We start from the raw sequence: 25,300 nt of genomic DNA, 5'->3' as shown, positions 1-25,300 counted from the left end.
GCCGCGGGCCGGGCGGTCAGGCGTCCGTGCGGCCCGCGGTCTCCAGGTAGCGCAGCACGGCGAGCACCCTGCGGTGTTCGGTGTCCGACGGCGGCAGGTCGAGCTTGGTGAAGATGCCGGCGATGTGCTTCTCGACCGCGCGCTCCGTGACGGTCAGCGCGGCGGCGACGGACCGGTTGCTGCGGCCCTCGGCCATCAGCGCCAGCACGTCGCGTTCGCGCGGGGTGAGGCGTTCCAGTGCCTGGGCCCGGCGGCTCGCCTTGAAGAGGCGGCCGACCACCTCGGGGTCGAGCGCGGTCCCGCCGGCGGCGACGCGTTCGAGTGCGTCGGTGAACTCGGCGATGTCCACCACCCGTTCCTTGAGGAGGTAGCCGACGCCGGCGAAGCCCTCGCCGAAGAGCCGGTCGGCGTAGGCGGTCTCCACGTACTGGGAGAAGATCAGGATTCCGGTGTCCGGGTGGTCGCGGCGCAGCGTGACGGCGGCCCGCAGGCCCTCGTCGGTGTGGCCGGGCGGCAGCCGGATGTCGATCACGGCGGCGTCGGGGCGGTGGGTGGCGACGGCGTCGAGCAGGGCCGCGGCGTCCTGGACGGCGGCGGCCACCACCACCCCGCGCAGGGCGAGGAGTTGGGCGAGTCCTTCCCGCAGGATCGCGGAGTCCTCGGCGATGACGACGCGCACGGCAACCTCTATGTCTGTGATGTCGGTGGCGGGCTGGGGAGACGGACGGTGACCACCGTAGGGCCACCGGCCGGGCTGTCGCAGGTCAGTGTCCCGTCGACGGTACGGATCCGGGTGCGCAGGCCGGTCAGTCCGCTGCCCGCGCCGGGGAGCGCGCCGCCCCGCCCGTCGTCGTGGACGGAGAGCCGCAGCGCTGCGGGGCCGGTTTCGGTGCGGACGTCGATGGTGACGCGGTCGGCGCCGCTGTGTTTGACGGCGTTGGCGAGGAGTTCGGCGGCGCAGAAGTAGGCGAGGGTTTCCAGGGCGGGCGGCGGCCGGTCGCCGATGCGGGTGGTGACGGCGACGGGCAGCGGGCAGTCGGCGGCGAGCCCGGTGAGGGCGGCGTCCAGGCCCTGGTCGAGTACCGGCGGGTGGATGCCGCGGACGAGGTGGCGCAGGTCGGCGACGGCCTGCCGGGCGTTGCCCTGGGCGGTTTCCACGGCGGTCAGCAGCCGGTCGCGGTCGGCGTCCGCGGTGATCAGTTCGCGTATCAGGGTGAGGTGCATGCCGAGGCCGACGAGCCTGGCCTGGGTGCCGTCGTGCAGGTCGCGTTCGATGCGGCGGAGGGTGGCCGCGGCGTCGTCGACGGCCTGCGCGCGGGTCTCCTCCAGGGTACGGATGCGGGCGCCGGCGGCGTCCGGGCCGAGCAGGGTGCGCAGCAGCAGGCGGTGCGGGGCGGCGGCGGTGCGCAGCAGCCAGGGCGCGGCGGCCAGCAGCAGCGCTCCCGCGGCGACCACGACCGTCCACCGTGGCCAGGTGTCCAGTTGCACGCCGTGGATCTGGACCGCCACCTTGCGTACGGATCCGTCGGCGTTGTGCAGCGTGAAGTAGTTCCAGTGCCTGATGACCGGGTGGGCGAGCATCAGCAGGCCGTAGACGTAGCCGGCCACCACGGCCAGCAGCGGCGGGAGTGCGGTCAGCGGGGCCAGCAGGGCGCAGCCGACGGCCCGCCAGCCGGCGCGGTCGGCGAGCTGTGCCCGACGCCAGCCGAACACCCCGGCTCCGGTGCGCCGTTCGGCGGGCTCGATCCCGAATCCCAGCAGGCGCCCGGCCATGGCCCGTTGGAGGTCTCCGGCGGCGAGCGCGGCCCGTACGGACAGGGCGAGCAGCCAGGGCCCCGCAGCCGTCCAGGACAGCGCGCCGCCCAAGGCGAGCCCGGCCGGCACCAGCAGCAGGCCGAGCAGCGCCACCGGCAGCGCGAGCAGGGCGTGCAGCGCCCCGGCCAGTGCGCGGGGCGTGAACGGCGTGGTCAGGAGCGTACGGGCGGCGCGCAGGGCCGCGGTCGGGCGGGGCATGGGGGCCAATGTAAGCGGCGGGCGCGATCGTTGGCGGGGCGGCGGCGGGCGCGGTCCCGGGCGGGATCTCACCGGGGCCTCACAGGGGCGGCGCGGGGCCGCTGAGGGCAGTGTTCCGCACGGGAAACAGCGGAGATGCCGGCGGGTAACAGCGGCGGCGCACGCTGGCGGCACGGCGTCGAAGGGCCCGGCGGACCGCCGGGGACCAGGCGTCCCGCCGTTCCCGGCGCACCACCGATGGAGGGTTTCGACCATGGCCGCAGCCGCCCACCGCCCGAACACCGCAGCGCCGGCGACCGGCGCCGCGACCGCCCGTGGCCTGCCCGTCCTCGTCCTCGTCGGCCACGGCATGGTCGGCCAGCGGTTCCTGGAGGAGCTGGCGGAGCGCGGGGTCACCGGGCGGATGCGGGTCGTGGTGCTGTGCGAGGAGCCCCGCCCGGCGTACGACCGGGTGCAGCTGACGTCGTACTTCGCGGGCCGCTCCCCCGATGATCTCTCGCTCACCGCGCGGGACTTCATGGCGCGGCACGGCATCGAACTGCACCTGGGCGACCCGGCGACGGCGATCGACCGGGAGGCCCGCACGGTCACCGCGCGCTCCGGCCGTGTCATCGGCTACGACACGCTGGTGCTGGCCACCGGCTCGGCCCCGTTCGTGCCGCCGGTGCCGGGCCGGGACAGTGCGGGGTGTTTCGTCTACCGCACCGTCGACGACCTGCTCGCGATCGAGGAGTACGCCAAGAACTCCCGTACCGGCGTGGTCGTCGGCGGCGGGCTGCTCGGTCTGGAGGCGGCGGGCGCGCTCAAGGGCCTGGGGCTTCGCACCCATGTCGTCGAGTTCCACCCCCGGCTGATGGCGCTCCAGGTGGACGAGGGCGGCGGCGCCGCGCTGCGCAAGGCCGTCGAGGAGCAGGGCCTGGAGGTGCACACGGGCGTGGCGGGCACGGAGATCACGGCGGGCCGGGACGGCGCGGTGACCGCGATGGAACTGTCGGACGGTTCGCGGATCGGGACGGATCTCGTGATCTTCTCGGCGGGGATCAGGCCGCGTGACGAACTGGCCCGCGCCTGCGGCCTGCCGGTCGGCGAGCGGGGCGGCATCGACGTCGACGGGCGGTGCAGGACCTCCGACCCGGCCGTCTTCGCGATCGGGGAGTGCGCGCGGGCCGCCGACGGGCGGGTCTACGGCCTGGTGGCGCCCGGCTACGACATGGCCCGTACGGCCGCCGAAGCCATCGCCGGTGCGTCAGGACCTGCCTTCACCGGGGCGGACGTGTCCACCAAGCTGAAGCTGCTCGGGGTGGACGTGGCGTCCTTCGGCGATGCGCACGGCGCCGCCGAAGGCTGCCTGGACGTCGTCTACTCCGATGCCCGCAGCGGCATCTACAAGAAGCTGGTCGTCGGGCCCGGGGGCGAGCTGCTGGGCGGCGTGCTGGTCGGCGACGCGGAGGCGTACGGCGTGCTCCGTCCGCTGACCGGCAGTGTGCCGCCGGTGCCGCCCGAGCAGCTGGTGCTGCCCGCGGGACCGGCGGCGGGCGGCGGCGCGGCGCTCGGTCCTGCGGCGCTGCCCGACAGCGCGGTGCTGTGCCACTGCCATCACGTCACCACGGGGGCGGTGCGCGCCGCCGTGTCCGAGGGTTCCTGCGGTGGCGTTCCCGAGGTCAAGAAGTGCACCAGGGCCGGTACCGGCTGCGGCAGTTGCGTCAAGGCGCTGACCGCCGTGGTCAACGACGAGCTGGCCGCTTCGGGTGCCGTCATCGACACCGGGCTGTGCGGCTGCTTCCCGCACACCCGCGCCGAGCTGTACGAGATCGTCCGCACCCTGCGGCTGACCTCGTACGCCGCGCTCCTCGCCTCGCACGGCCGTCCGGCGGCCAGGGGCGGCGAGGGCTGCGAGGTCTGCAAGCCGGCGATCGGTTCGATCATCGCCTCGCTGGCTCCGTCCGTGGGCGCGGGCGGCTACGTCCTGGACGGCGAACAGGCCGCCCTTCAGGACACCAACGACCATCACCTGGCCAACCTCCAGCGCAACGGCTCGTATTCGGTCGTGCCGCGGATACCCGGGGGCGAGATCACCCCGGAGAAACTGATCGTCATCGGCGAGGTGGCCCGCGACTTCGGCCTCTACACGAAGATCACCGGCGGCCAGCGGATCGACCTGTTCGGCGCCCGCGTCGACCAGCTCCCGCAGGTCTGGGCGCGTCTGGTGGCGGCCGGCTTCGAGTCGGGGCACGCCTACGGCAAGGCGCTGCGCACCGTGAAGTCCTGCGTCGGGCAGACCTGGTGCCGCTACGGCGTCCAGGATTCCGTCCGGATGGCGATCGGTCTGGAGCTGCGCTACCGGGGCCTGCGGTCGCCGCACAAGCTCAAGTCGGCGGTCTCCGGCTGCGCCCGCGAGTGCGCGGAGGCCCGCGGCAAGGACTTCGGCGTGATCGCCACCTCGCACGGCTGGAACCTGTACGTCGGCGGCAACGGCGGCGCCGAACCGCGCCACGCCGACCTGCTCGCCCAGGACCTCTCGGACGACGGACTGGTGCGCCTCATCGACCGGTTCCTGATGTTCTACATCCGCACCGCGGACCGTCTGGAGCGCACCTCCGCCTGGCTTCAGCGCATCGAGGGCGGCCTCGACCACGTACGGGACGTCGTCGTGCACGACGCACTCGGGCTCTGCGACGAGCTGGAGGCCCTGATGGCCGCGCACGTCACCCACTACCGCGACGAATGGGCCGAGACGCTCGCCGACCCCGAGCGCCTCGCGCGCTTCGTCTCCTTCGTCAACGCCCCGGACGCGCCGGACCCGACGGTCCGCTTCGTGCCCGAACGCGACCAGGTCAAGCCGGACCCCACCCTGCTGGCCGGCCCGACCCTGCCCGTACGCACCCTGGAAGGGACCTCCGTGTGATGCCCGTACCGACGCCAGAGCCCACGACGCCGGACCGGACCGCCGCCGCGGTGGTCGAGATCCACGGCCCCGACGGCTGGTTCGCGGTCTGCCCGCTGTCCCGGCTCCTTCCCGGGCGTGGTGTGGCCGTGCTGCTGCCCGACGGCGGCCAGGCGGCCCTCTTCGTCGACCGCGCGGGCCGCCCGTACGCGCTCGGCAACCGCGATCCGTTCACCGGCGCGCATGTGCTCTCCCGCGGTCTGACGGGATCGTCCGACGGCCGTCCTTTCGTCGCCTCGCCCCTGCTCAAGCAGCGTTTCGACCTGGTGTCCGGGGTCTGCATCGACGATCCGGACGTCTCGGTCCCCGCCTACCGGGTGCGGACCAGGGAGGGGTAACGGGAAACCGGACGCGCAACCCTCCGGTTGCGCGATCCTCCGTGACGTGCCAGGCTCGACACATACGCAACCCACGAGTTGCACGTCACGGAGAGCGGCACCCAGGAGGCACCCCATGAGCGACACCACCGACGGCCACCACCACGACACCGACCGCATCGAACGGGAGATCAGCATCGCGGCGCCGGTGGCACGCGTCTGGGCGGTGCTCACCGAGCCCGAGCACGTCGGCAACTGGTTCGGACAGGGCGAGCCCACCCCCGTCGACCTGCGCCCCGGCGGCCTCATGCACCTCGACCACGGCCCCTACGGCCAGTTCCCGACCACCATCGTGCGGGTCGAGCCGCCGCACCGCTTCGCCTACCGCTGGGCGAGCGGCCACCCCGGCGAGGTCGCGGTGGAGGGCAACTCCACCCTGGTGGAATTCACCCTCACCCCGGAGGGCGACGGCACCAGGCTGCGGGTCGTGGAGTCCGGCTTCGACACCATCGACATCCCCGAGGGGCGCACCGGCGCCTCGTACGAGAGCCACGCGGAGGGCTGGAGCGGGCAGACCGAGAACATCAGGCAGTACGCGGAGCGGCTCGCGGCATGAGCGCGGAATCCCCCCTGGACACCGTGGCGGACGTGCTGTCCGCCCTGGCGGACCCGACCCGCCGCCGGATACTCGACACCCTGGCCGCCCACGGCGAGGCGACCGCCACGGCCCTGGCGGCGCAGCTGCCGGTCAGCCGCCAGGCCATCGTCAAGCACCTCGCCGTCCTCGACCGGGCCGGCCTCGTCACCGGCCACCGGGAGGGCCGCGAGACGCGCTACGCCGTACTCCCCGCCCGCCTCGGCGTCACCGCCCGCCGGATGGACCGCATCGCCGCCGACTGGGACGGCCGCCTGTCCGCCATCAAGCGCCTCGCGGAGTCGGCACCCGATCCGGACGAGCCGGGCGCGGCGGGCGGCCCCGGTGCCGGGGCGGCCCCCTGAGGGCGGCAGGCGCCGCGGCCCCAACTGCCCTGCTTCCGGGCCGCATCCCCGGGCGTACGCTGGATTCCCCCCGACAGAGGAGCCAGGCGTGCCCCGGTGGACCACCCGCCAGATCCCGGACCAGACCGGCCGCTGCGCCGTCGTCACGGGCGCCAACAGCGGCATCGGCTATGTCACCGCCCGTGAGCTGGCCCGCAGCGGCGCCCGCGTCCTGCTGGCCTGCCGCAACGAAGCGCGCGGCAGCGCGGCCCTGGACCGGCTGCGCACCGAAGTCCCGGCCGCCGAGGCCGAGTTCCGCCCCCTCGACCTCGCCGACCTGTCGTCGGTACGCGCCTTCGCCACCGGACTCGACACCTTCGACCGCAGCCGCCTCGACCTGCTTGTCAACAACGCCGGCGTGATGGCGCTGCCGTACCGCACCACAGCCGACGGCTTCGAGATGCAGCTCGGCACCAACCACCTCGGCCACTTCGCCCTCACCGGCCTGCTGCTCCCCCGGCTGCTCGCCACCCCCGGCGCCCGGATCGTCACCGTCTCCAGCTTCCTCCACGTCCTCGCCAGCGTCGACCCGGACACGCTCAACAGCAGCCGCCCCTACCACCGTTGGGCCGCCTACGGCCGCTCCAAGAGCGCCAACCTGCTGTTCGTGCACGAGCTGGCGAACCGGCTGGCCGCGGCCGGATCGCAGGTCGTCGCCGCCGCCGCGCACCCCGGCTACGCGTCGACCAACCTCCAGACCACCGGCGCCAGGATGGCGGGCCGCAGGTCCGTCGAGCGCCTGATGGAACTGGGCAACCGCATCGTCGGCCAGCGCCCGGAGGGCGGCGCGCTGCCCACCTTGTGCGCGGCCACCGCCCCGCAGGTGAAGCCGGACGCCTTCATCGGCCCGCGCGGCGGCCTGCGCGGCGCCCCGGCCCCGTCCCCGCGCGCCCCCTGGACCACGAACGACGCGCTCTCCGCCCGCCTGTGGGCCGCGTCGGAACGCCTCACCGGCGTCCGCTACGACTTCTCCGCCCCCGCCGGGCCCTGACCGCGGCGTCCGGGCCCGGACGTGGGCCCGCCCCCGCACCGCGGCGGACCGCGCTGCGCGTCCCGCTGCCCCCGGGGTAAAGTGGGTGACTTCAGCAGTGGACACGACGAGGAGGTGAGACCCATTACCGCTGTATCAGCTGGGTGCTCTCACCTCGCGACCGTGCGGTTCACCAGGCAGAGGTGACCGGGAGAGCGCCCTTCGGTACCCCGAAAGGCCCTCATGTCCGTGCATCCTTCTCCTGTTTCCGCCTCACCGGCTTCCCGCACCGCCGTATCCCCCGCCGCGCCTTCGCCCCGCCCCGCCGTCGTCGCCCGGCTGCGCGCCGCGGGCTGCGTCTTCGCCGAGGACGAGGCGGAACTGCTCCTGTCGACCGCCCGCACCCCCACGGAACTCGCCGCCATGGTGCGGCGCCGCGCGGACGGCCTGCCGCTCGAACACGTCCTGGGCTGGGCCGAGTTCTGCGGCCTGCGGATGACCGTGGGCCCCGGCGTGTTCGTGCCCAGGCGCCGTAGCGAACTCCTCGTCCGGCAGGCGGCTGCGCTCGCCGCGCCGGGCGCCGTCGCCGTCGACCTGTGCTGCGGATCGGGGGCGCTGGGCGCGGCGCTCGCCGCGCGGGTGCCGGGTGTCGCACTGCACGCCGCGGACATCGACCCGGCCGCGGTGCGCTGCGCCCGCGCCAACGTCGCCGCCGCCGGCGGCCTGGTCCACGAGGGCGACCTCTTCGCGGCGCTGCCCGCCGCCCTCCGCGGCCGGATCGACGTGCTGCTGGCCAATGTGCCGTACGTCCCCAGCGAAGAGGTCGGCTTGCTGCCGTCGGAGGCCCGTGAGCACGAGCCGCTGGTGGCGCTGGACGGCGGCACGGACGGGCTGGACGTCCTGAGACGGGTGACCGCCGCGGCGGCGGCGTGGCTGGCGCCCGGCGGGAGCCTGCTGGTCGAGACCAGCGAGCGGCAAGCCGACCGGGCCGCCGCCCTGTTCGCGGACGGCGGCCTGACCCCCCGCTCGGTGACGTCCGACGAGCTGTACGCCACCGTCGTCATCGGCACCCGGCCGGGAAGGCGCCCGGCGGACCGGTGAGCAGCGGGCCGGGGGCGCGGGCGGGGCGCCCGCGCCCGTAACCGGCGTGCCAGGGGGCGGATTTGCACGGTTGCCATGCGTTCTTCACGTGCGTACGGCACAGTGGTCGGGCACCGTACGTTGATCGACGATCACCGATGAGCAGCACGGCAGGGGGCGAGGGGCCATGACGGGCACAGGCACCGGCACAGGCATCGGCAGACGACGGCTGCTGGCCGCGGGCGGCGGCCTCGCGCTGACCGGCGCCCTCGCCGCCTGCGGCGCCAACACCGGCCGGGGCGGCGGAGGTTCGGGCCCCGGGCTGAGCCAGTGGTACCACCAGTACGGCGAGAGCGGCGTCGAACAGGCCGTCGGACGCTACGCCGCCGCGTACCGGAAGGCGCAGGTCACCGTGCAGTGGCGGCCGGGCGACTACGACCGGCAGACCGCCGCGGCGCTGCTGACCGACTCGGGTCCTGACGTGTTCGAGGCCAACGGGCCGCTGCTGGACCAGATCCAGAGCGGCCAGGTCGTCGACCTGACCGCGGAGGTCGAACCCGTCAAGGACGACTTCAACCAGGCGGTGCTCGCCCCGAAGATCTGGCAGGACAAGATCTGGGGCATCCCGCAGGCCGTCGACATGCAGATGCTCTACTACCGCAAGAGCCTGCTGAAGGACGCCGGGCTCCAACCCCCGCAGACGCTCGACGCGTTGGTGGACGCGGCGAAGAAGCTGACGACGAAGAAGGCCAAGGGCCTGTTCCTCGGGAACGACGGCGGTGCCGGGATGCTGGGCGGCACCCCGCTCTTCGCCGCCGGTCTGAGCCTGATCACCGAGGACGGCAAGGTCGGGTTCGACGATCCGGCGGCGGCCAGGACCCTCGGCAAGATCCGCCAGCTGTACGCGGACAAGTCGCTGCTGCTGGGGGCGCCCACCGACTGGTCCGACCCGTCGGCGTTCCTCCAGGGCCTGACCGCGATGCAGTGGTCGGGGCTGTGGGCGCTGCCGCAGGTCGAGAAGGCGTTCGGCGACGATTTCGGGGTCCTGGCGTTCCCGAAGGACGGACCGGACGGCCGGCCTTCGGTGCCGGTGGGCGCGTACGGCGCCGCGGTCAGCGCCCGCAGCGCACACCGGGCGCAGGCCAAGGACTTCGCGAAGTGGCTGTGGGTGGAACGCACCGATTTCCAGCAGGACTTCGCGCTGTCGTACGGCTTCCACATCCCGGCCAGGATCTCTCTGGCGAAGAAGGCGGAAAAGCTGCGGAAGGGCGCGGCGGCGGACGCGGTCCGGTTCGCGACGGACCACGGCTCCGCCGAGCCGCTCCTGTGGACGGCCGCGTCCCGTACCGCCTATCAGGACGCGCTGAGCCGCATCATCAAGGACGGGGCGTCTCCGGAGAGCGAGCTGAGGACCGTGGTGCGCAAGGTCAACGCCGAACTGGCGCGGGTCAGGAAGAAGTGACCGTCAAGACGACGGGTGCGGCGGCGGGCGGTCCTGCCGCCGGGGCGCGTCCTGCGGGCGCCGCGCAGGGCCCGCGCCCCGCCCGCTGGCTCGGCCCGCAGCGCCGCACCCTCTGGTTCTGGGTGTTCGTCGGCCCGTTCGCGCTCGGGCTCGGCCTGTTCACGTACGTGCCGCTGGCGTGGAGCGTCTACCTCAGCTTCTTCGACGCGCACAACACCGTCAGCCCCACGGACTTCGTCGGCGCCGGCAACTACACGTCGATGCTGACCGATCCCGCGTTCCTGTCGAGCCTGGGCACGTTCCTGCTGTTCACGGCCTTCATCGTGCCGGCGACCTACGTGCTGTCGCTCTCCCTGGCGCTGATGGTCAACCGGCTGCGCTTCGCCCAGGCGTTCTTCCGGTCGGTGTTCTTCCTGCCGACCGCCTGCTCGTACGTCGTGGCGTCGCTGATCTGGAAGCTGTCGCTGTTCAACGGGGTGCGGTTCGGCCTGGCCAACACCGTTCTCGGCTGGTTCGGCGCCGATCAGACGGCGTGGCTCTCCACCACCGATCCGCCCTGGTACTGGCTGGTCATCGTGACCGTGCGGCTGTGGCTCCAGGCCGGTTTCTACATGATCCTGTTCCTGGCCGGGCTCCAGCGGATCTCCCCGCAGCTGTACGAGGCCGCCGCGGTGGACGGCGCGCGGCCCGGCTGGCAGGTCTTCCGGCACCTCACCTTCCCGCAGCTGCGCGCCACGTCCGTGGCGGTGGTGCTGCTGCTGGTGATCAACTCTTTCCAGGCGTTCGACGAGTTCTACAACCTGCTCAGCGATTCCCGCGGCTATCCGCCGTACGCCCGCCCGCCGCTGGTCTACCTCTACTACACCGCGCTGGGCCGGGACCAGAATCTGGGGCTCGGCAGCGCGGGCGCGGTGATCCTCGCGCTGATCATCGCGGTGGCGACCGTCGTCCAGGCCCGCTGGTTCGGCCTCGGCCGCAAGGAGGACTGACCGCCGATGCACGACGCTCTGACCCGGGTGGGCCGCGCACTGCGGGTGGTACTGCTGCTCACGCTGGCCCTGCTGTTCCTGATCCCGTTCTACCTCCTGGTGCGCAACGGCCTGGCGACCGAGGCGGACATCACCGCGCCGGACTGGACCCTCTTCCCGCGCAGCCTCCAGTGGTCGAACCTGACCGAGGTCTTCGACGACCCGAACCTCCCGCTGGGCCGGGCGCTGCTCAACTCCACACTGATCGCCGTCGCCACGACCGTCGGCACGGTGCTGCTCGCCTCGCTCGCCGGCTACGGACTGGCCCGGATCCCCTACCGCGGCGCGAACGCGGTCTTCTACGCGATCCTCGGCACCCTGATGGTCCCGGCGGCCGTCACGTTCGTCCCGAGCTTCGTGCTGGTCTCGACGCTCGGCTGGATCTCCACGCTGCGCGGACTCGTCATCCCGACGCTGTTCAGCGCGTTCGCCTGCTTCATCTTCCGGCAGTACTTCCTCGGCTTCCCCAAGGAGCTGGAGGACGCAGCCAGGGTCGACGGCCTGGGGTACTGGCGCACGTACTGGCGGATCGTGGTGCCCAATGCCCGCCCGGTGTTCGCCGCGGTCTCCACCATCGTCTTCATCGGCGCCTGGAACGCCTTCCTGTGGCCGCTGGTGATCGGCCAGGACCAGCAGTCGTGGACGGTGCAGGTCGCCCTGTCGACGTTCACCACCGCGCAGAACCTCAACCTCCACAAGCTGTTCGTCGCCGCGGCCGTCTCGATCGCCCCGCTGGTGGTGGTGTTCCTGGTGCTCCAGCGGTACATCGTGGCGGGTGTGGAACGGTCGGGCATCGACGACTGAGGGCCCAGGCCCGCTATGGGCGGCGGCTTCGGCGGCCGGTGGATGGGGTACGGTGCCAGGCATGAGCACGCACCCGAACGTCCGTGAGGCGGCGCCGCGACACCGCGGCCCCCACGGCGAGTGCGCGCCCCGCGGCCTGAGCTTCCTGCGCCGCCGCGGCCGGGTGGGTTCTCCCCCCGCCGCCCTCTGTACGTCCTGACGGCACCCGGTACCGGCTTCGGCCTCCCGGCTCCCGTCACGACGCTCTCTCCCCCTCCCCCTCCCTCTCCCCTGCCCTCTTCTCCCCTACCAGGAGGATCAGTTGACGGCTCTCACCGACTCCCCGCGCCCCGCCACCGCCCCCGCCCTGCGTCCGCACCGCATTCCCGCCGACGGCCTGTACGAAGGCGACCGCGTCCTGCGCCGCACCCCCGACGGCTGGCAGGACCGGCCGTACGACCTGTTCGACGTCGTACCGCAGGGCCGCACCATCGGGGCCGAAATTCGCGGCCTCGACCTGTCCCGTCCGCTCTCCGCCGAGCTGCGCGCGGAGCTGAACCGGGCGCTCGTCGAATGGAAGGTGCTGTTCTTCAGGAGTCAGCATCTGACCTCCGCCGCGCAACGCGAATTCGCCGCGAACTGGGGGGAGTTGGAGACCAATCCGCTCCTGGCGACCGGCGCGGAGAAGGACGTGGTGCGCTTCGACAAGGGCTCCGACTCCGTACCGACGTTCGAAAATGTCTGGCACACGGACGTCACCTTCCGCGAACGGCCCGCGCTGGGCGCGGTGTTGCAGCTGCGGGAGGTGCCGCCGTCCGGCGGTGACACCATGTGGGCCGATATGGCCGCGGCCTACGACAACCTGCCGTCGGACATCAAGGAACGCATCGACGGGGCGCGTGCGGTGCACGACTACCTGCCGGGATTCGCGCGCTTCTATTCCGCGGAACGGCTCGCCCCGCTCCAGGAGGAATTCCCTCCGGTGGAACACCCGGTGGTACGCCGCCATCCCGAGACCGGCCGCCGGATGCTGTTCGTCAACACCTCGTTCACCACCCGCATCGTGGGCCTTCCGGAAGCCGAGAGCGACCGGCTGCTGCGCCTGCTCTTCCAGCAGGCGCACGTACCGGAGTTCCAGGTCCGCTTCCGCTGGCAGCCGGGCGACATCGCCTTCTGGGACAACCGCGCGACCCAGCACTACGCCGTCGCCGACTACGCCCCGCACCGCCGGGTCGCCGAACGCGTCGCCATCGCGGGCGACCGGCCGTACTGAGGGCCGTGCGGCCGGGGGCGGGGCAGTGCCGCCGCCCTCAGCCGCACGTCGACCGCTCGTAGGCCGCCTCCGCCGGTACACCCCCGCGCAGCAGGGCGGTCCCCAGCGGCGTCAGGGTGTGCAGTACGGCGTTGCCCTGCCGGAGGGTGACCAGCAGACCGGCGTCGCGCAGCACCGTCGCGTGCTGGCTGGCCGAGGCGAGCGAGACGTCGACGCGGCGGGCGAGTTCGCTGGTGGTGCAGCCGACGCCGATGCCACGGAGGATCTCCGAGCGGGTGCGTCCGACCAGCCGGCCCAGGGAGTGTTCGGGCGGCAGCGGGGGCACGGTCCGCGGCACCGGGTGCTCGACGGGATAGACCAGGACGGGTGTCAGGTCCGGGTTGTGGAAGGTGACCGGCGTGCGGCGGCAGAAGTACGAGGGCATCAGCAGCAGCCCGCGGCCGTCGAGATGCAGATCGCGGTCGACGGGGTAGTCGGCCTCCAGGACCGGGGCGCGCCAGCGCAGCATCGGCGGGAGGGTGGCCAGCAGTTGGTCGGCGCCGCCGTCCAGCAGGGCCCGGCCGCGGGCGGCCCGGTCGGCCGCTATGCGGGCCTGGAGCCGCGGCCAGTAGGGGGCGACGGCGGCGTCGTGGTAACGCTGGAGGGTGCCGGCGAGGCGGCCGATCTGGCGGACGTCGCCGTCCCCCATGGCCCGTATCCATGACGGGAGCGGGTGGGCGTGGGAGAGCCTGGACAGCTCGGTGTGCACCCGCGCGGGCGGCGTCTCGCGCAGTGCGCCCAGCGCATTGTCGAGGCCCAGCAGCCCTTCGGGCGGGGTGAGGAAATCCGGGAAATAGCCCCGGGTGGGAACGAGCGGCGCCAGCAGACGCGTTTCGCCATTCAACTTCTCTCGTGTTTCTGCGCGCCATTTTCCGAACGCCGTGTCGTCACGTCGGTCGCGCAGTCGGTGAAAACTGAGGATCGTCTCCCACAGCACATCCGGACGCGCGGCTATCCGCACGCGGGCCAGATCGAGTCCACTGAAATGGACGCGTAACACCGAACCCCCACCCATGGCTTCCTCGGTTGCCCCCCGGCACGCCTGAGTATGCACGCCGACACACGCGGTCACCATGCCCTTTTGGCCAGAGTTGAAAAGGGTCGCGCTTCCCCGTGGTGAGCGGGAATGCTGTACTCAATTCAACGGCGGTACGTACGGCACGGATTGCTCGATCCCGTGGGGGGTGATGGGCAAAGACCCGGCCGTTCGGCATTCCCCGTTGAAGGCCGCCTTCCCACGCCGACATGGGAGGCGGCAGCTCCCGAGGGGGGAGTCCGGAAAAAGGCGAGGGCGGCACCTCCGCACAGGTGCCGCCCTCGTTGTGGTGCCGGACCCGGCGGCGCAGTTGAGGGTCTGGTGCCGCCGCCGGTCCGGTGGTCGCATGCCGGGTGCCGCGCGCGCCTAGCGCTCGCGTCACCCGTCGGGTCAGCGGCTGTCGCTCCCCTTCGACTCGGCTGCCGCGCGGCCCGCCTCCAGGCGGGCGACGGGGATGCGGAACGGCGAGCAGGAGACGTAGTCCAGACCCGCCTCGTGGAAGAAGTGCACCGACTCGGGGTCGCCGCCGTGCTCGCCGCAGACGCCGAGCTTGAGGTCGGGGCGGGTGGCCCGGCCGGCCGCCGCGGCGTCCCGTACGAGCTTGCCGACGCCGTCCTTGTCGATGGTCTCGAAGGGGCTGACGCCGAAGATGCCCTTCTCCAGGTAGGCGGTGAAGAAGCTGGCCTCGACGTCGTCGCGGGAGAAGCCCCAGACGGTCTGTGTGAGGTCGTTGGTGCCGAAGGAGAAGAAGTCGGCGGACTCGGCGATCTGACCCGCCGTCAGTGCGGCACGGGGCAGCTCGATCATGGTGCCGAGGGTGAGCTTGAGGCTGACCCCGCGGGCCTGTTCGACCTCGGCGATGACCTGCTCGGCCTCGTCGCGGACGATCTCCAGTTCCTGGACGGTGCCGACCAGCGGAATCATGATCTCCGCGCGCGGGTCGCCCTTGGCGTTCTTCCGCTCGGCCGCCGCCTCGGCGATGGCCCGCACCTGCATGGCGAACAGGCCGGGGATGACCAGCCCGAGGCGCACACCGCGCAGCCCCAGCATCGGGTTCTGCTCGTGCAGCTTGTGCACGGCCTGGAGGAGGCGCAGGTCGTTCTCGTTGGCGTCCTTGCGGGCCTCGGCGAGCGCGACCCGGACCGACAGCTCGGTGATGTCGGGCAGGAACTCGTGCAGCGGCGGGTCAAGGAGACGTACGGTCACCGGCAGCCCGTCCATCGACTCGAACAGCTCGATGAAGTCGGCCTTCTGGAGCGGCAGCAGCTCACGGAGCGCGGCTTCCCGGTCGGCGTCGGTGTCGGCCAGGACGAGGCGCTCGACCATCTCGCGGCGCTCGCCGAGGAACATGTGCTCGGTGCGGCACAGGCCGATGCCCTGGGCGCCGAACCGGCGGGCGCGGGCGGCGTCCTCGGCGTTGTCGGCGTTGGCGCGCACCCGCAGCCGGCGCACCCGGTCCGCGTACGCCATGATCCGGTGGACGGCCTTGACCAGTTCGTCGGCGTCGTCGGCGCCGGCGTGCATCCGGCCCTCGAAGTACTCGACGACGGGCGACGGCACGACCGGCACCTCGCCGAGGTAGACCTTGCCCGACGAGCCGTCGATGGAGACGACGTCGCCCTCCTCGACGACGACGCCGTCCTTGGTCGTCATCCGGCGGGACTTGGTGTCGACCTCCAGCTCCTCGGCGCCGCAGACGCAGGTCTTGCCCATGCCGCGGGCGACGACGGCGGCGTGCGAGGTCTTGCCGCCGCGTGAGGTGAGGATGCCCTCGGCGGCGATCATGCCGTTGAGGTCGTCGGGGTTGGTCTCGCGGCGGATGAGGATGACCTTCTCGCCCGAGCGGGACCACTTGACGGCGGTGTACGAGTCGAAGACGGCCTTGCCGACGGCGGCGCCCGGCGATGCGGCGATGCCGCGGCCGATGGTCTCGGACTTCGCGTCGATGTCGAAGCGCGGGAACATCAGCTGGGCGAGCTGCGCGCCGTTGACCCGCTGCAGGGCCTCGGCCTCGTCGATCAGCCCCTGGTCGACGAGCTGGGTGGCGATGCGGAAGGCGGCGCCCGCGGTGCGCTTGCCGACCCGGGTCTGGAGCATCCACAGCTTGCCGCGCTCGATGGTGAACTCGATGTCGCACAGGTCCTTGTAGTGCGTTTCGAGGGTTTCCATGATCTGCATCAGCTGGTCGTAGGAGGACTTGTCGATGCCCTCCAGGTCGGCCAGCGGCACGGTGTTGCGGATACCGGCGACGACGTCCTCGCCCTGCGCGTTCTGGAGGTAGTCGCCGTAGACGCCCTGGTGGCCGCTGGCGGGGTCGCGGGTGAAGGCGACGCCGGTGCCGGAGTCGGGGCCGAGGTTGCCGAAGACCATGGAGCAGACGTTGACGGCGGTGCCGAGGTCGCCGGGGATGCGCTCCTGACGGCGGTAGAGCTTGGCGCGGTCGGTGTTCCAGGAGTCGAAGACCGCCCGTACGGCGAGGTCCATCTGCTCGCGCGGCTCCTGCGGGAACTCGCGCCCCGTCTCCTTGGAGACGATGGTCTTGAACCGCTCGACCAGCGCCTGGAGGTCGGCGGCGTCCAGGTCGACGTCGACGGTGACGCCCTTGGCCCTCTTGGCCTCCTCCAGCGCCTCCTCGAAGAGGTCGCCCTCGACGTCCAGCACGGTCTTGCCGAACATCTGGATGAGGCGGCGGTAGGAGTCCCACGCGAACCGCTCGTCGCCCGCCTGCGCGGCGAGGCCGGAAACCGACGCATCGGAGAGCCCGATATTGAGGACGGTGTCCATCATGCCGGGCATCGAGAACTTCGCCCCTGAACGCACCGATACGAGAAGGGGGTTGTCGGCCTGGCCGAGCTTCTTGCCCATCTGCCGCTCAAGAGCGTCGAGGTGCTCGGACACCTCGGCACGCAGTGCCTCGGGCTCCTCGCCGCTGTCGAGGTAGACCTTGCAGGCTTCGGTGGTGATGGTGAAGCCGGGCGGGACGGGGAGCCCCAGGTTGGTCATCTCGGCAAGGTTGGCGCCCTTGCCACCGAGGAGGTCCTTCAGGTCCTTGTTGCCTTCGGTGAAGTCGTAGACGAACTTCGCGGACGCAGGCTGGTTTACGTGGGGATTCTGTGTTTCCGACACGGGACTGGACTCCTCGCGGACGGCTGCCCTGACGGCGAGGAACATACCCAGATCGAAGGCGTCTGGGTACGTCCACTTGGTCGACATGCGTGCGTAACCCGTCGTCCGCCACCAGATCGAAAGTTTTCCCTCGCTGCGGCATGAATTCATTACATGAATGCATCACTCCACTGAGTGATCGAATCTGCCGAGGCCCGCTACACATCGTGCATCCTGAGTCGATATACCGAATACTGAACCCATGGCACCCAGTGCCACCGTTGGAGAGATGGAGCCCTCTTGAGGGTGCTCATGTGAGCGGACCCCCTATCAAGGGTGGCGAGAATCACGCGCTCTAGCGAGTCCCGGTCCCCTCATTCGAGCGACATGGAGTGTCGCGCGAGGCACGCAACAGCCGCCCTTTCCGTCGCGATCCGGACCTCTCTCCGGGCCACCAGGTGCCGAGCGACAGGATCCGGTCATAGTTCCGCGGGGCCGGCGGCCGTCGGACCCCGCCTTCCGGGCCGGGGCCGCCACGGCGCTGCGCCCGGTCGGCCGAGCGCCAGGGGATGGCGCTCCGCCCGGCGGGCAGGCTGGTGGGGACAGCGCACCGAGAGCCGCACACGGCAAGGAGCCAACGATGGGCCCCACCGACAGCCACCCGGACGACGCCCAGCCCACCGCAGCGGCCGACGAGGGCCGGGAACAAGGCGCATCCGCCGGAGAGTTCGGCAACGCGACGTACGGGCAGAAGCCGTTCCGCCGGTCCCGGAGCCACTTCGCCGACCGCGTCACGGCCGACGGCAGGGACGGCTGGCCGGTCGAGGCGGGCCGCTACCGGCTGGTGGCCAGCCGGGCCTGCCCCTGGGCGAGCCGGGTGCTGGTCTCCCGTCGGCTGCTCGGCCTGGAGGACGCCCTCTCGCTCGGCATCGCCGACCCCCTCCAGGACGAACGCAGCTGGCGCTTCACCCTGGATCCGGGCGGGCGCGACCCGGTCCTCGGCATCCGGTACCTCAGCGAGGCGTACGACGCGCGGGAGACCGGCTATCCGGGCGGCGTCAGCGTGCCGGCGATCGTGGACGTGCCCAGCGGGCGGCTGGTCACCAACGACTTCCAGCAGATCACCCTGGACCTGGCGACCGAGTGGACGGCGCTGCACCGGCCGGGCGCCCCCGACCTGTACCCGGAGCCGCTGCGCGCGGAGATCGACGAGGTCATGGAGGGGGTCTACCGCGACGTCAACAACGGCGTGTACAAGGCCGGGTTCGCCACCGGGCAGCGCGAGTACGACGAGGCGTGCACGGCCCTGTTCGCGCGCCTGGAGGCGCTGTCCGAGCGGCTGTCGGGGCAGCGCTACCTGGTGGGCCGCTCCGTCACGGAGGCCGACATCCGGCTGTTCACCACCCTGGTGCGGTTCGACGCCGTCTACCACGGCCACTTCAAGTGCAACCGCTTCAAGCTGGCCGAGGACCCGGTGCTGTGGGCGTACGTGAAGGACCTCTACCAGACACCTGGCTTTGGTGACACGGTCGATTTCCACCACATCAAGCAGCACTACTACCGGGTGCACACGGGTGTGAACCCGACCGGCATCGTGCCGCTCGGACCCGACCTCGACGGCTGGCTCACGCCGCACCACCGCGAGGAGCTGGGCGGCACGCCGTTCGGGGACGGCACCCCGCCGGGCCCGGTCCCCGCGGGCGAGGAGGTGCCGCCCGGGGGACGCCCCTGATCCCGGGCCGCCCCGGGGCCGTCAGCCGCCGGAGGTGTCCAGCTCCGCGTCCGCGCCCACGCCGGCGCAGTCGTACGGGTCGTCCAGCCAGCCGTCGGGCAGGACCACGCGGTCCCGGCCCGAGGTGCGGCCACGCGGGCCGTCGGCGCCGGCCGGCCAGGGCTGGTCGAGGTCCAGCTGCTGGAGCAGGCCGTCCAGCTCGTCCAGCGACGAGGTGACGGCCAGGCTCCGGCGCATCTCGGAGCCGATCGAGAAGCCCTTGGTGTACCAGGCGACGTGCTTGCGGAAGTCGATCACACCGCGGGTCTCGTCGCCGATCCACTCGCCGAGCAGCGTCGCGTGCCGCACCATCACGGCCGCGACCTCCTTGAACGTCGGCTCGGTGTACGTACCGGTGCCCTCGAACGCGGCCACCAGATCGCCGAACAGCCACGGCCGCCCCAGGCAGCCGCGCCCCACGACGACGCCGTCGCAGCCGGTCTCGCGCACCATCCGCAGCGCGTCGTCCGCCGACCAGATGTCTCCGTTGCCCAGCACCGGAAGCTCGGGGACGTGCTCCTTGAGGCGCGCGATGGCGTCCCAGTCAGCGGTGCCGCTGTAGTGCTGGGCCGCCGTCCGCCCGTGCAGCGCGATGGCGGTGATGCCCTCATCGGCGGCGATCCGCCCGGCGTCGAGGTAGGTGAGGTGATCGTCGTCGATGCCCTTGCGCATCTTCATCGTCACCGGCAGCGCGCCCGCGTTCGCCACCGCGTCCCGCAGGATCGCCCGCAGCAGGTGCCGCTTGTACGGCAGCGCGGAGCCGCCGCCCTTGCGGGTCACCTTGGGCACCGGGCAGCCGAAGTTCAGGTCGATGTGGTCGGCCAGGTCCTCGTCGGCGATCATGCGGACGGCCTTGCCGACGGTGTCCGGGTCGACGCCGTACAGCTGGATCGAGCGCGGCTTCTCGGTCGCGTCGAAGTGGATCAGCTGCATGGTCTTCTCGTTGCGCTCGACCAGCGCCCGCGTCGTGATCATCTCGCTGACGAACAGGCCCTTGCCGCCCGAGAACTCCCGGCACAGCGTCCGGAACGGGGCGTTGGTGATCCCGGCCATCGGCGCGAGCACCACGGGCGGTTGCACCGCGTGCGGTCCGATCTGGAGCAAGGTCATGGAAGCGGATTCCTTCGGCGGTCGGGGGACGGATGGCGGCGCGGCACCGGGCGGGCCGTCGTGCGACCTCCCATTGTCCCGCATCCGATGACCGGTTCCGGCAGGGCCTTCGGCCACCGGTCGTTGTAGCGTTCAACCATGCCTGAGCTGAGCCACCGGCGGCGCCTGCTCGTCCTGGCGATCTGCTGTATGAGCCTGCTGATCGTCAGCCTCGACAACACCGTCCTCAACGTCGCGCTGCCCTCCGTGCAGCGCGAACTGCACGCATCGGTCTCCGGCCTGCAGTGGACCATCGACGCCTACACGCTGGTCCTGGCCTCGCTGCTGATGCTGTCCGGCTCGATGGCCGACCGGCTCGGCAGGCGCCGGGTCTTCCTGGCCGGTCTGGTCGTCTTCTCGCTCGGGTCGCTGCTGTGCAGCCTGGCGCCCGGCCTGGAGTGGCTGGTGGTCTTCCGGATGGTGCAGGCGGTCGGCGGCTCGATGCTCAACCCCGTCGCGATGTCGATCATCACCAACACCTTCACCGAGCCCCGCGAGCGGGCCCGCGCGATCGGTGTGTGGGGCGGCGTGGTCGGCATCAGCATGGCGGCCGGGCCGATCGTCGGCGGCCTGCTGGTGGAGTCCGTCGGCTGGCGTTCGATCTTCTGGATAAACGTCCCGATCGGTGCCCTGGCCCTCTTCCTGACCCTGCGCTACGTGCCCGAGTCCCGCGCCCCGAGGCCGCGCCGGGCCGACCCGGTCGGACAGCTGCTGGTCATCGCCCTGTTCGGCTCGCTCACGTACGCGATCATCGAGGCGCCCGACGCCGGCTGGCTCTCCGCCGAGATTCTGACCTTCGCCCTCGTCGCGCTGGCCGCGCTGGCCGGTCTCGTCGGCTACGAAAGGCGGCGCCGCGACCCGCTGATCGATCTGCGGTTCTTCCACAGCGCGCCGTTCAGCGGGGCCACCGTCGTCGCGGTCTGCGCGTTCGCCTCGCTCGCCGGGTTCCTCTTCATGAACACCCTCTACCTCCAGAACATCCGCGGCCTGTCCGCCCTGGAGGCCGGGCTCTACATGCTGCCGATGGCCGGGATGACGCTGCTGTTCGCGCCGCTGTCGGGGCGGCTGGTCGGCAGCCGGGGGCCGCGGCTTCCGCTGCTGCTCGCGGGCTGCGCGATGGGCGCCAGTGGGCTGCTGTTCGCGGCGTTCGACGCGGCGGCCGACAACGCGCTGCTGTTCACCGGCTACGTGCTCTTCGGCGTCGGATTCGGCCTGGTCAACGCGCCGATCACCAATACCGCCGTGTCCGGCATGCCGCGCACCCAGGCGGGGGTCGCCGCGGCCGTCGCCTCGACCAGCCGCCAGGTCGGATCGTCGCTGGGTGTCGCGGTGATCGGCGCGGTGCTGGCGGGCGGTGTGCACACCGCCGCGCACCCGGCGCACGCGGCGGCAGCAGCCGACTTCGTCGCAGCCGCCCGCCCCGCCTGGTGGATCCTCACCGGCTGCGCCGCCGCCATCCTGCTGCTCGGCGCGCTGACCACAGGACGCTGGGCCCGCGCCACCGCACGGCACACCGCTGCGCTGTTCGACGAGGAACCGGCCCGCGGGCAGCCGTCGGCGACCACGGGCGCCTGACGTCCGCGGCCCGCCCGGGGCGCGCTGGGCACCCGGTGCTACTCCAGGCGGGCCAGGGCTTCCAGACGCTCCCGGGTCGCGTCGTCGACCGGCGTGTACGTGAGCAGCCTGGGGCCGCGGTTGGGGCCCGTCCACAGCGACGCGACGGCGAACTGGACGATGCCCACCTGCGGGTGCCGGAAGACCTTGGTCCTGCTGACCGGTTGGACGACTTCGTGCCGGGCCCAGATCTCCCGGAACTCCGGTGACGCGTCGGTCAGCCGCGCCAGCAGCGACTTCCAGTCGTGTTCGGCGACGTGGTCGGCCATCGCGGCGCGGAACTTCGCCGCCATCGTCCGCACCACGACGTCCAGGTCGACGAGCCGGGCCCGCCACTCCTCGTTGGTGAACGCCAGCCACAGGCAGTTGCGGTCCTCCTCCGGCAGCGCGTCCAGGTCGCACAGCAGCCGCCCGTAGGTGGCGTTGTACGCGAGGAGATCGAACCTGCTGTTCTGGATGACGGCGGGGAACGGCGACAGCTGGTCGAGCACCTGCCGCAGCGCGTCGGGTATGCCCGTGCACTCCTTGCCGCCCCGCGGCTCGGCCTCCCCGGCGAGCGCGAACAGATGGCTGCGCTCGGCGCGGTCCAGCAGCAGGCCCTTGGCGATGGCGTCCAGCACCTGCGTCGAGACGCGGATGTCCCTGGCCTGCTCCAACCACGTGTACCAGGTGACGCCGACGGCGGCGAGCTGCGCGACCTCCTCGCGGCGCAGCCCCGGGGTGCGGCGGCGCCTGCCCCGGGGCAGGCCGACCTGCTCCGGGGTGATCCGCTCCCGGCGGCTGCGCAGGAAGCTCGCCAGTTCGGCGCGCCGGATCTCGGCGTCGGTGCGCGGACCGGCCGGCCGCAGGGGCCCGGTCCCGGTCCAGCCGGCGGGAGGGGCCTGGATCTGCATCTGAGGGGTGGACACGGTCGCCGTCATGCGTCAAGAGTGCAGCAGGGCTCAGCCGGTTACCAGGTGGTAGCAGTACCAGGATAAAGACACTCTGGTACCAGGCTGAGGCGGCGGTGATCGTCGTCCCCGTGAGCGATACCCGCATACCCACCACCGTTCCTGCCGGCCCCGGAACCGCACCGCCCGCGGCCGGTCACGGCGCCACCGCGGCGTCCGCGCCCGGCGCCGCACCGTCCCTCCTGACCCCCGTCGGCCTGCTGACCGTCCTCCTGGGCGCGGCCCTGCCGATGATCGACTTCTTCATCGTCAACGTCGCCCTGCCGACCATCGACCGTGACCTGGACGCGGGCCCGGCGATGCTGGAAATGGTGGTGGCGGGCTACGGCGTCGCGTACGCGATGCTGCTCGTCCTGGGCGGCAGGCTCGGCGACATGGCGGGCCGCAGGCGGCTGTTCCTGTGGGGTCTTGCCGCTTTCGGTGTGACCTCGCTGGCCTGCGGCCTGGCGCCGGACGCGTGGACGCTGGTGGCCGCCCGGGTCGCCCAGGGCGCGGCTGCCGCGCTGATGCTGCCGCAGGTGCTGGCCACCATCCAGGCCACGACGACCGGCGCGCACCGGGCCAGGGCCGTCAGCCTGTACGGCGGCACGGCCGGGATCTCCAGCGCCGTCGGCCAGGTGCTCGGCGGGCTGCTGGTCTCCGCCGACCTGGCGGGCACCGGCTGGCGGGCGGTCTTCCTGGTGAACGTGCCGATCGCCGCCGCGGCCTGGCTGCTCGCCCTGCGTACCGTCCCTGAGACCCGCTCGCCGCACCCGGCGCGGGTCGACGGCCCCGGCACCGCGCTGCTGGCCGCCGCGCTGATCTCCCTGCTGCTGCCGCTGACCGAGGGCCGGGCGGCGGGCTGGCCGCTGTGGTCCTGGGTGCTGCTCGCCGCGTTCCCGTTCGCCGCCGTCGCGTTCGTCGTCGTCGAGCGTCGCGCCGAACGCACCGGGCGCGCCCCGCTCGTCCCGCCGTCCCTGTTGCGCATCCCTTCCGTGCGCAGCGGCCTCACCATGATCGTTCCGTTCTCCGTCGGCTTCGGCGGCTTCATGTTCGTGGTGGCCGTCGCCCTCCAGGACGGCCTGCGGTACGGGCCGTTGGCCGCGGGTCTGTCGCTGGTGCCGCTGTGCGTCATGTTCTTCCTGGCCTCGCTCGCCGGGCCGCGGCTGGTGGGGAGGTTCGGCCGCCGGGTGGTGCTGGCCGGTTCGGTGATCCAGGCGGCCGGTCTGGTGGCTCTGGCGCTGACCGTGCACGGCGGGTGGCCCGGCGTTTCGGTGGCCGGTCTCGCGCCGAGCATGGCGATTCTGGGGCTCGGCCAGGGGCTGGTGCTGCCGGTGCTGATGCGGGTCGTGCTGAGCGAACTGCCGATGGCGCAGGCCGGGGTCGGCGGCGGTGTCATGGTCACCACGCAGCAGTCCGGGCTCGCGCTGGGCGTGGCCACGCTCGGCACGCTCTTCCTGTCGGTGGCGCCCTCGACCGGTATCCGTGACGCGCTGCTCGCGGCCCTGCTCACCCAGCTGGTGATCGTTCTGGGCACCACCGCCCTGGGCTTCCGGCTGCCGCGCACGCTGCGCTGAGCGGGCCGGGGCGGGGCGGGCGGCCCGCTCCCGGCACCGGACTCACACATGACGACCGATGACGACTGACAGATATTGAAATCTGTCAGTCGTCATGCCATGCTGGGTGCACGCCACCGTCCCTCCCATCAAGGAGCACATCGTGCGCACCCGCACCCTCGGCACCACAGGACCCCGGACCTCCGCGCTCGGTCTCGGCTGCATGGGCATGTCCGCCCTCTACGGCGACACCGACCGCGCCGAGTCCATCGCCACCCTGCACGCCGCCCTCGACGCCGGCGTCACCCTGCTCGACACCGGCGACTTCTACGGCATGGGGCACAACGAACTCCTCATCGGCGAAGCCCTGCGCACCGCTCCGGCCGCCGCCCGCGAAAAGGCCCTGACCAGCGTCAAGTTCGGCGCCCTTCGCTCCGTCGAAGGCGCCTTCAACGGCTACGACGGCCGTCCCGCTGCGGTCAAGAACTTCGCCGCGTACTCCCTCCAGCGGCTGGGTGTCGACCACATCGACATCTACCGCATCGCCCGGCTCGACTCCGACGTCCCCGTCGAGGAGACGGTCGGCGCCATCGCCGAGCTGGTCGAGGCGGGCCACGTCCGGCACATCGGCCTGTCCGAGGTCGGCGCCGACACCCTGCGCAGGGCCGCGGCCGTCGCCCCGATATCCGACCTCCAGATCGAGTACTCCCTCATCTCCCGCGGCATCGAGGACAGCATCCTGCCCACCGCCCGCGAGCTGGGCATCGGCGTGACCGCGTACGGCGTGCTCGCCCGCGGCCTGATCAGCGGGCACTGGCAGCGCGACCGCAAGCTCGCGGCGAACGACTTCCGCGGGATGAGCCCGCGCTTCCAGGGCGAGAACCTCGACCGCAATCTCGACCTGGTGGACGCGCTGCGCACGATCTCCGAGCAGCGGGGCGTCTCGGTCGCCCAGACCGCCATCGCCTGGGTGCTCTCCCGCGGCGAAGACATCGTGCCGCTGGTCGGCGCCCGCCGCCGCGACCGGCTGGCCGAGGCCCTGGGCGCCGCCGACCTCACGCTGGACGCCGACGACCTCGCCGCCATCGAGGCCGCGGTACCCGCCGGTGCGGCGTCCGGCGACCGCTACCCGAAGGAGGCGATGGCGGACCTGGACAGCGAGCGGTGAGCGGCGGGGGCACGCGGGGCGGCTG

General features: G+C 72.3%; 20 protein-coding genes. 14 read left to right on the top strand and 6 right to left on the bottom strand.

The genetic code is table 11. From position 1 onward, the window contains the following. Positions 1-16 precede the first annotated feature (16 nt). Both ACIBK8_RS05680 and ACIBK8_RS05675 read right to left on the bottom strand, forming a co-directional pair. Positions 17-679 carry a response regulator gene (locus ACIBK8_RS05680; RefSeq protein ID WP_399040266.1) on the bottom strand — a complete coding sequence of 221 codons (663 nt, stop codon included), beginning with the start codon at positions 677-679 and terminating at the stop codon, positions 17-19. Positions 680-687: 8 nt separating this feature from the next. Continuing rightward, positions 688-2,013, bottom strand: coding sequence for a sensor histidine kinase (locus ACIBK8_RS05675; RefSeq protein ID WP_399040265.1), 1,326 nt, complete (start codon positions 2,011-2,013; stop codon positions 688-690). A gap of 253 nt (positions 2,014-2,266) precedes the next feature. Here ACIBK8_RS05675 and nirB point away from each other — a divergent pair, with 253 nt between their 5' ends. The 10 genes from nirB (at position 2,267) to ACIBK8_RS05625 (ending at position 12,908) form a co-directional block, all read left to right on the top strand. Continuing rightward, on the top strand, positions 2,267-4,918 hold the full coding sequence (gene nirB / locus ACIBK8_RS05670; protein WP_399040264.1) for a nitrite reductase large subunit NirB: 2,652 nt from the start codon (positions 2,267-2,269) through the stop codon (positions 4,916-4,918). Beyond that, on the top strand, positions 4,918-5,295 hold the full coding sequence (gene nirD / locus ACIBK8_RS05665) for a nitrite reductase small subunit NirD (protein ID WP_399040262.1): 378 nt from the start codon (positions 4,918-4,920) through the stop codon (positions 5,293-5,295). Before nirB ends, nirD begins: the two co-directional genes overlap by 1 nt. A 115-nt stretch (positions 5,296-5,410) precedes the next feature. Beyond that, a complete protein-coding gene (locus ACIBK8_RS05660; RefSeq protein ID WP_399040261.1) occupies positions 5,411-5,890 on the top strand; it encodes an SRPBCC family protein in 480 nt (159 codons plus the stop codon). After that, positions 5,887-6,273, top strand: a complete 387-nt coding sequence (locus tag ACIBK8_RS05655) for an ArsR/SmtB family transcription factor (protein WP_399040260.1) — start codon at positions 5,887-5,889, stop codon at positions 6,271-6,273. The genes ACIBK8_RS05660 and ACIBK8_RS05655 overlap by 4 nt, the downstream gene beginning before the upstream one ends. An 88-nt stretch (positions 6,274-6,361) precedes the next feature. Continuing rightward, a complete protein-coding gene (locus tag ACIBK8_RS05650; RefSeq protein ID WP_399040259.1) occupies positions 6,362-7,303 on the top strand; it encodes an oxidoreductase in 942 nt (313 codons plus the stop codon). Positions 7,304-7,525: 222 nt separating this feature from the next. After that, positions 7,526-8,383, top strand: coding sequence for a putative protein N(5)-glutamine methyltransferase (locus tag ACIBK8_RS05645; protein ID WP_399040258.1), 858 nt, complete (start codon positions 7,526-7,528; stop codon positions 8,381-8,383). Between the two features lie 166 nt (positions 8,384-8,549). Continuing rightward, positions 8,550-9,824: an ABC transporter substrate-binding protein gene (locus ACIBK8_RS05640; RefSeq protein ID WP_399040257.1), complete on the top strand. Its 1,275-nt coding sequence runs from the start codon at positions 8,550-8,552 to the stop codon at positions 9,822-9,824. Beyond that, entirely contained in the window at positions 9,821-10,813 is a 993-nt protein-coding gene (locus ACIBK8_RS05635; RefSeq protein WP_399040256.1) for a carbohydrate ABC transporter permease, read from the top strand. Before ACIBK8_RS05640 ends, ACIBK8_RS05635 begins: the two co-directional genes overlap by 4 nt. Before the next feature lie 6 nt (positions 10,814-10,819). Then, positions 10,820-11,656, top strand: a complete 837-nt coding sequence (locus tag ACIBK8_RS05630) for a carbohydrate ABC transporter permease (RefSeq protein ID WP_399040255.1) — start codon at positions 10,820-10,822, stop codon at positions 11,654-11,656. 301 nt (positions 11,657-11,957) lie between these two features. Beyond that, positions 11,958-12,908, top strand: a complete 951-nt coding sequence (locus ACIBK8_RS05625; protein ID WP_399040253.1) for a TauD/TfdA dioxygenase family protein — start codon at positions 11,958-11,960, stop codon at positions 12,906-12,908. A gap of 37 nt (positions 12,909-12,945) precedes the next feature. Here the strand turns inward: ACIBK8_RS05625 and ACIBK8_RS05620 are convergent, their stop codons facing one another. Continuing rightward, complete coding sequence (locus tag ACIBK8_RS05620; protein WP_399040252.1) at positions 12,946-13,791, bottom strand: ArsR/SmtB family transcription factor; 846 nt, start codon at positions 13,789-13,791, stop codon at positions 12,946-12,948. Positions 13,792-14,373: 582 nt separating this feature from the next. Next, positions 14,374-17,154, bottom strand: coding sequence for a pyruvate, phosphate dikinase (gene ppdK, locus ACIBK8_RS05615; protein WP_399040299.1), 2,781 nt, complete (start codon positions 17,152-17,154; stop codon positions 14,374-14,376). A gap of 574 nt (positions 17,155-17,728) precedes the next feature. Between ppdK and ACIBK8_RS05610 the strand changes: the two genes are divergently transcribed. Continuing rightward, entirely contained in the window at positions 17,729-18,820 is a 1,092-nt protein-coding gene (locus ACIBK8_RS05610) for a glutathione S-transferase family protein (RefSeq protein ID WP_399040251.1), read from the top strand. Between the two features lie 21 nt (positions 18,821-18,841). On the opposite strand, the gene dusB is transcribed toward ACIBK8_RS05610, so the two are convergent. Continuing rightward, positions 18,842-19,969, bottom strand: a complete 1,128-nt coding sequence (gene dusB, locus ACIBK8_RS05605) for a tRNA dihydrouridine synthase DusB (protein WP_399040250.1) — start codon at positions 19,967-19,969, stop codon at positions 18,842-18,844. A 138-nt stretch (positions 19,970-20,107) separates the two neighbouring features. On the opposite strand from dusB, the gene ACIBK8_RS05600 reads away from it, so the two are divergent. Further along, positions 20,108-21,583 (top strand): MFS transporter, encoded by a 1,476-nt coding sequence (locus tag ACIBK8_RS05600; protein ID WP_399040249.1) that lies wholly within the window; start codon positions 20,108-20,110, stop codon positions 21,581-21,583. A 38-nt stretch (positions 21,584-21,621) separates the two neighbouring features. On the opposite strand, the gene ACIBK8_RS05595 is transcribed toward ACIBK8_RS05600, so the two are convergent. Further along, the gene (locus tag ACIBK8_RS05595; RefSeq protein WP_399040248.1) at positions 21,622-22,542 is read right to left on the bottom strand and encodes a helix-turn-helix transcriptional regulator; all 921 of its coding nucleotides are present in this window, start codon (positions 22,540-22,542) and stop codon (positions 21,622-21,624) included. A gap of 101 nt (positions 22,543-22,643) precedes the next feature. Here ACIBK8_RS05595 and ACIBK8_RS05590 point away from each other — a divergent pair, with 101 nt between their 5' ends. Both ACIBK8_RS05590 and ACIBK8_RS05585 read left to right on the top strand, forming a co-directional pair. Further along, positions 22,644-24,128, top strand: a complete 1,485-nt coding sequence (locus tag ACIBK8_RS05590) for an MFS transporter (RefSeq protein WP_399040247.1) — start codon at positions 22,644-22,646, stop codon at positions 24,126-24,128. 142 nt (positions 24,129-24,270) lie between these two features. Further along, positions 24,271-25,275, top strand: a complete 1,005-nt coding sequence (locus ACIBK8_RS05585) for an aldo/keto reductase (RefSeq protein ID WP_399040246.1) — start codon at positions 24,271-24,273, stop codon at positions 25,273-25,275. Positions 25,276-25,300 lie beyond the last annotated feature (25 nt).

This window comes from Streptomyces sp. NPDC050161 (genome assembly GCF_044460025.1).
Lineage (GTDB): Bacteria > Actinomycetota > Actinomycetes > Streptomycetales > Streptomycetaceae > Streptomyces.
The sequence above is the reverse complement of the archived record's forward strand: the minus strand, read 5'-3'. Positions and strand labels throughout refer to the sequence as shown.

Bases quoted from the DNA above. Each gene is read 5' to 3' on its own strand.
- ACIBK8_RS05675 (WP_399040265.1), bottom strand. From the start codon at position 2,013: ATGCCCCGCCCGACCGCGGCCCTGCGCGCCGCCCGTACGCTCCTGACC.
- ACIBK8_RS05655 (WP_399040260.1), top strand. From the start codon at position 5,887: ATGAGCGCGGAATCCCCCCTGGACACCGTGGCGGACGTGCTGTCCGCC.
- nirB (WP_399040264.1), top strand. From the start codon at position 2,267: ATGGCCGCAGCCGCCCACCGCCCGAACACCGCAGCGCCGGCGACCGGC.
- ACIBK8_RS05600 (WP_399040249.1), top strand. From the start codon at position 20,108: ATGCCTGAGCTGAGCCACCGGCGGCGCCTGCTCGTCCTGGCGATCTGC.
- nirD (WP_399040262.1), top strand. From the start codon at position 4,918: ATGCCCGTACCGACGCCAGAGCCCACGACGCCGGACCGGACCGCCGCC.
- ACIBK8_RS05630 (WP_399040255.1), top strand. From the start codon at position 10,820: ATGCACGACGCTCTGACCCGGGTGGGCCGCGCACTGCGGGTGGTACTG.
- ACIBK8_RS05640 (WP_399040257.1), top strand. From the start codon at position 8,550: ATGACGGGCACAGGCACCGGCACAGGCATCGGCAGACGACGGCTGCTG.
- dusB (WP_399040250.1), bottom strand. From the start codon at position 19,969: ATGACCTTGCTCCAGATCGGACCGCACGCGGTGCAACCGCCCGTGGTG.
- ACIBK8_RS05660 (WP_399040261.1), top strand. From the start codon at position 5,411: ATGAGCGACACCACCGACGGCCACCACCACGACACCGACCGCATCGAA.
- ACIBK8_RS05610 (WP_399040251.1), top strand. From the start codon at position 17,729: ATGGGCCCCACCGACAGCCACCCGGACGACGCCCAGCCCACCGCAGCG.
- ACIBK8_RS05595 (WP_399040248.1), bottom strand. From the start codon at position 22,542: ATGACGGCGACCGTGTCCACCCCTCAGATGCAGATCCAGGCCCCTCCC.
- ppdK (WP_399040299.1), bottom strand. From the start codon at position 17,154: ATGTTCCTCGCCGTCAGGGCAGCCGTCCGCGAGGAGTCCAGTCCCGTG.
- ACIBK8_RS05645 (WP_399040258.1), top strand. From the start codon at position 7,526: ATGTCCGTGCATCCTTCTCCTGTTTCCGCCTCACCGGCTTCCCGCACC.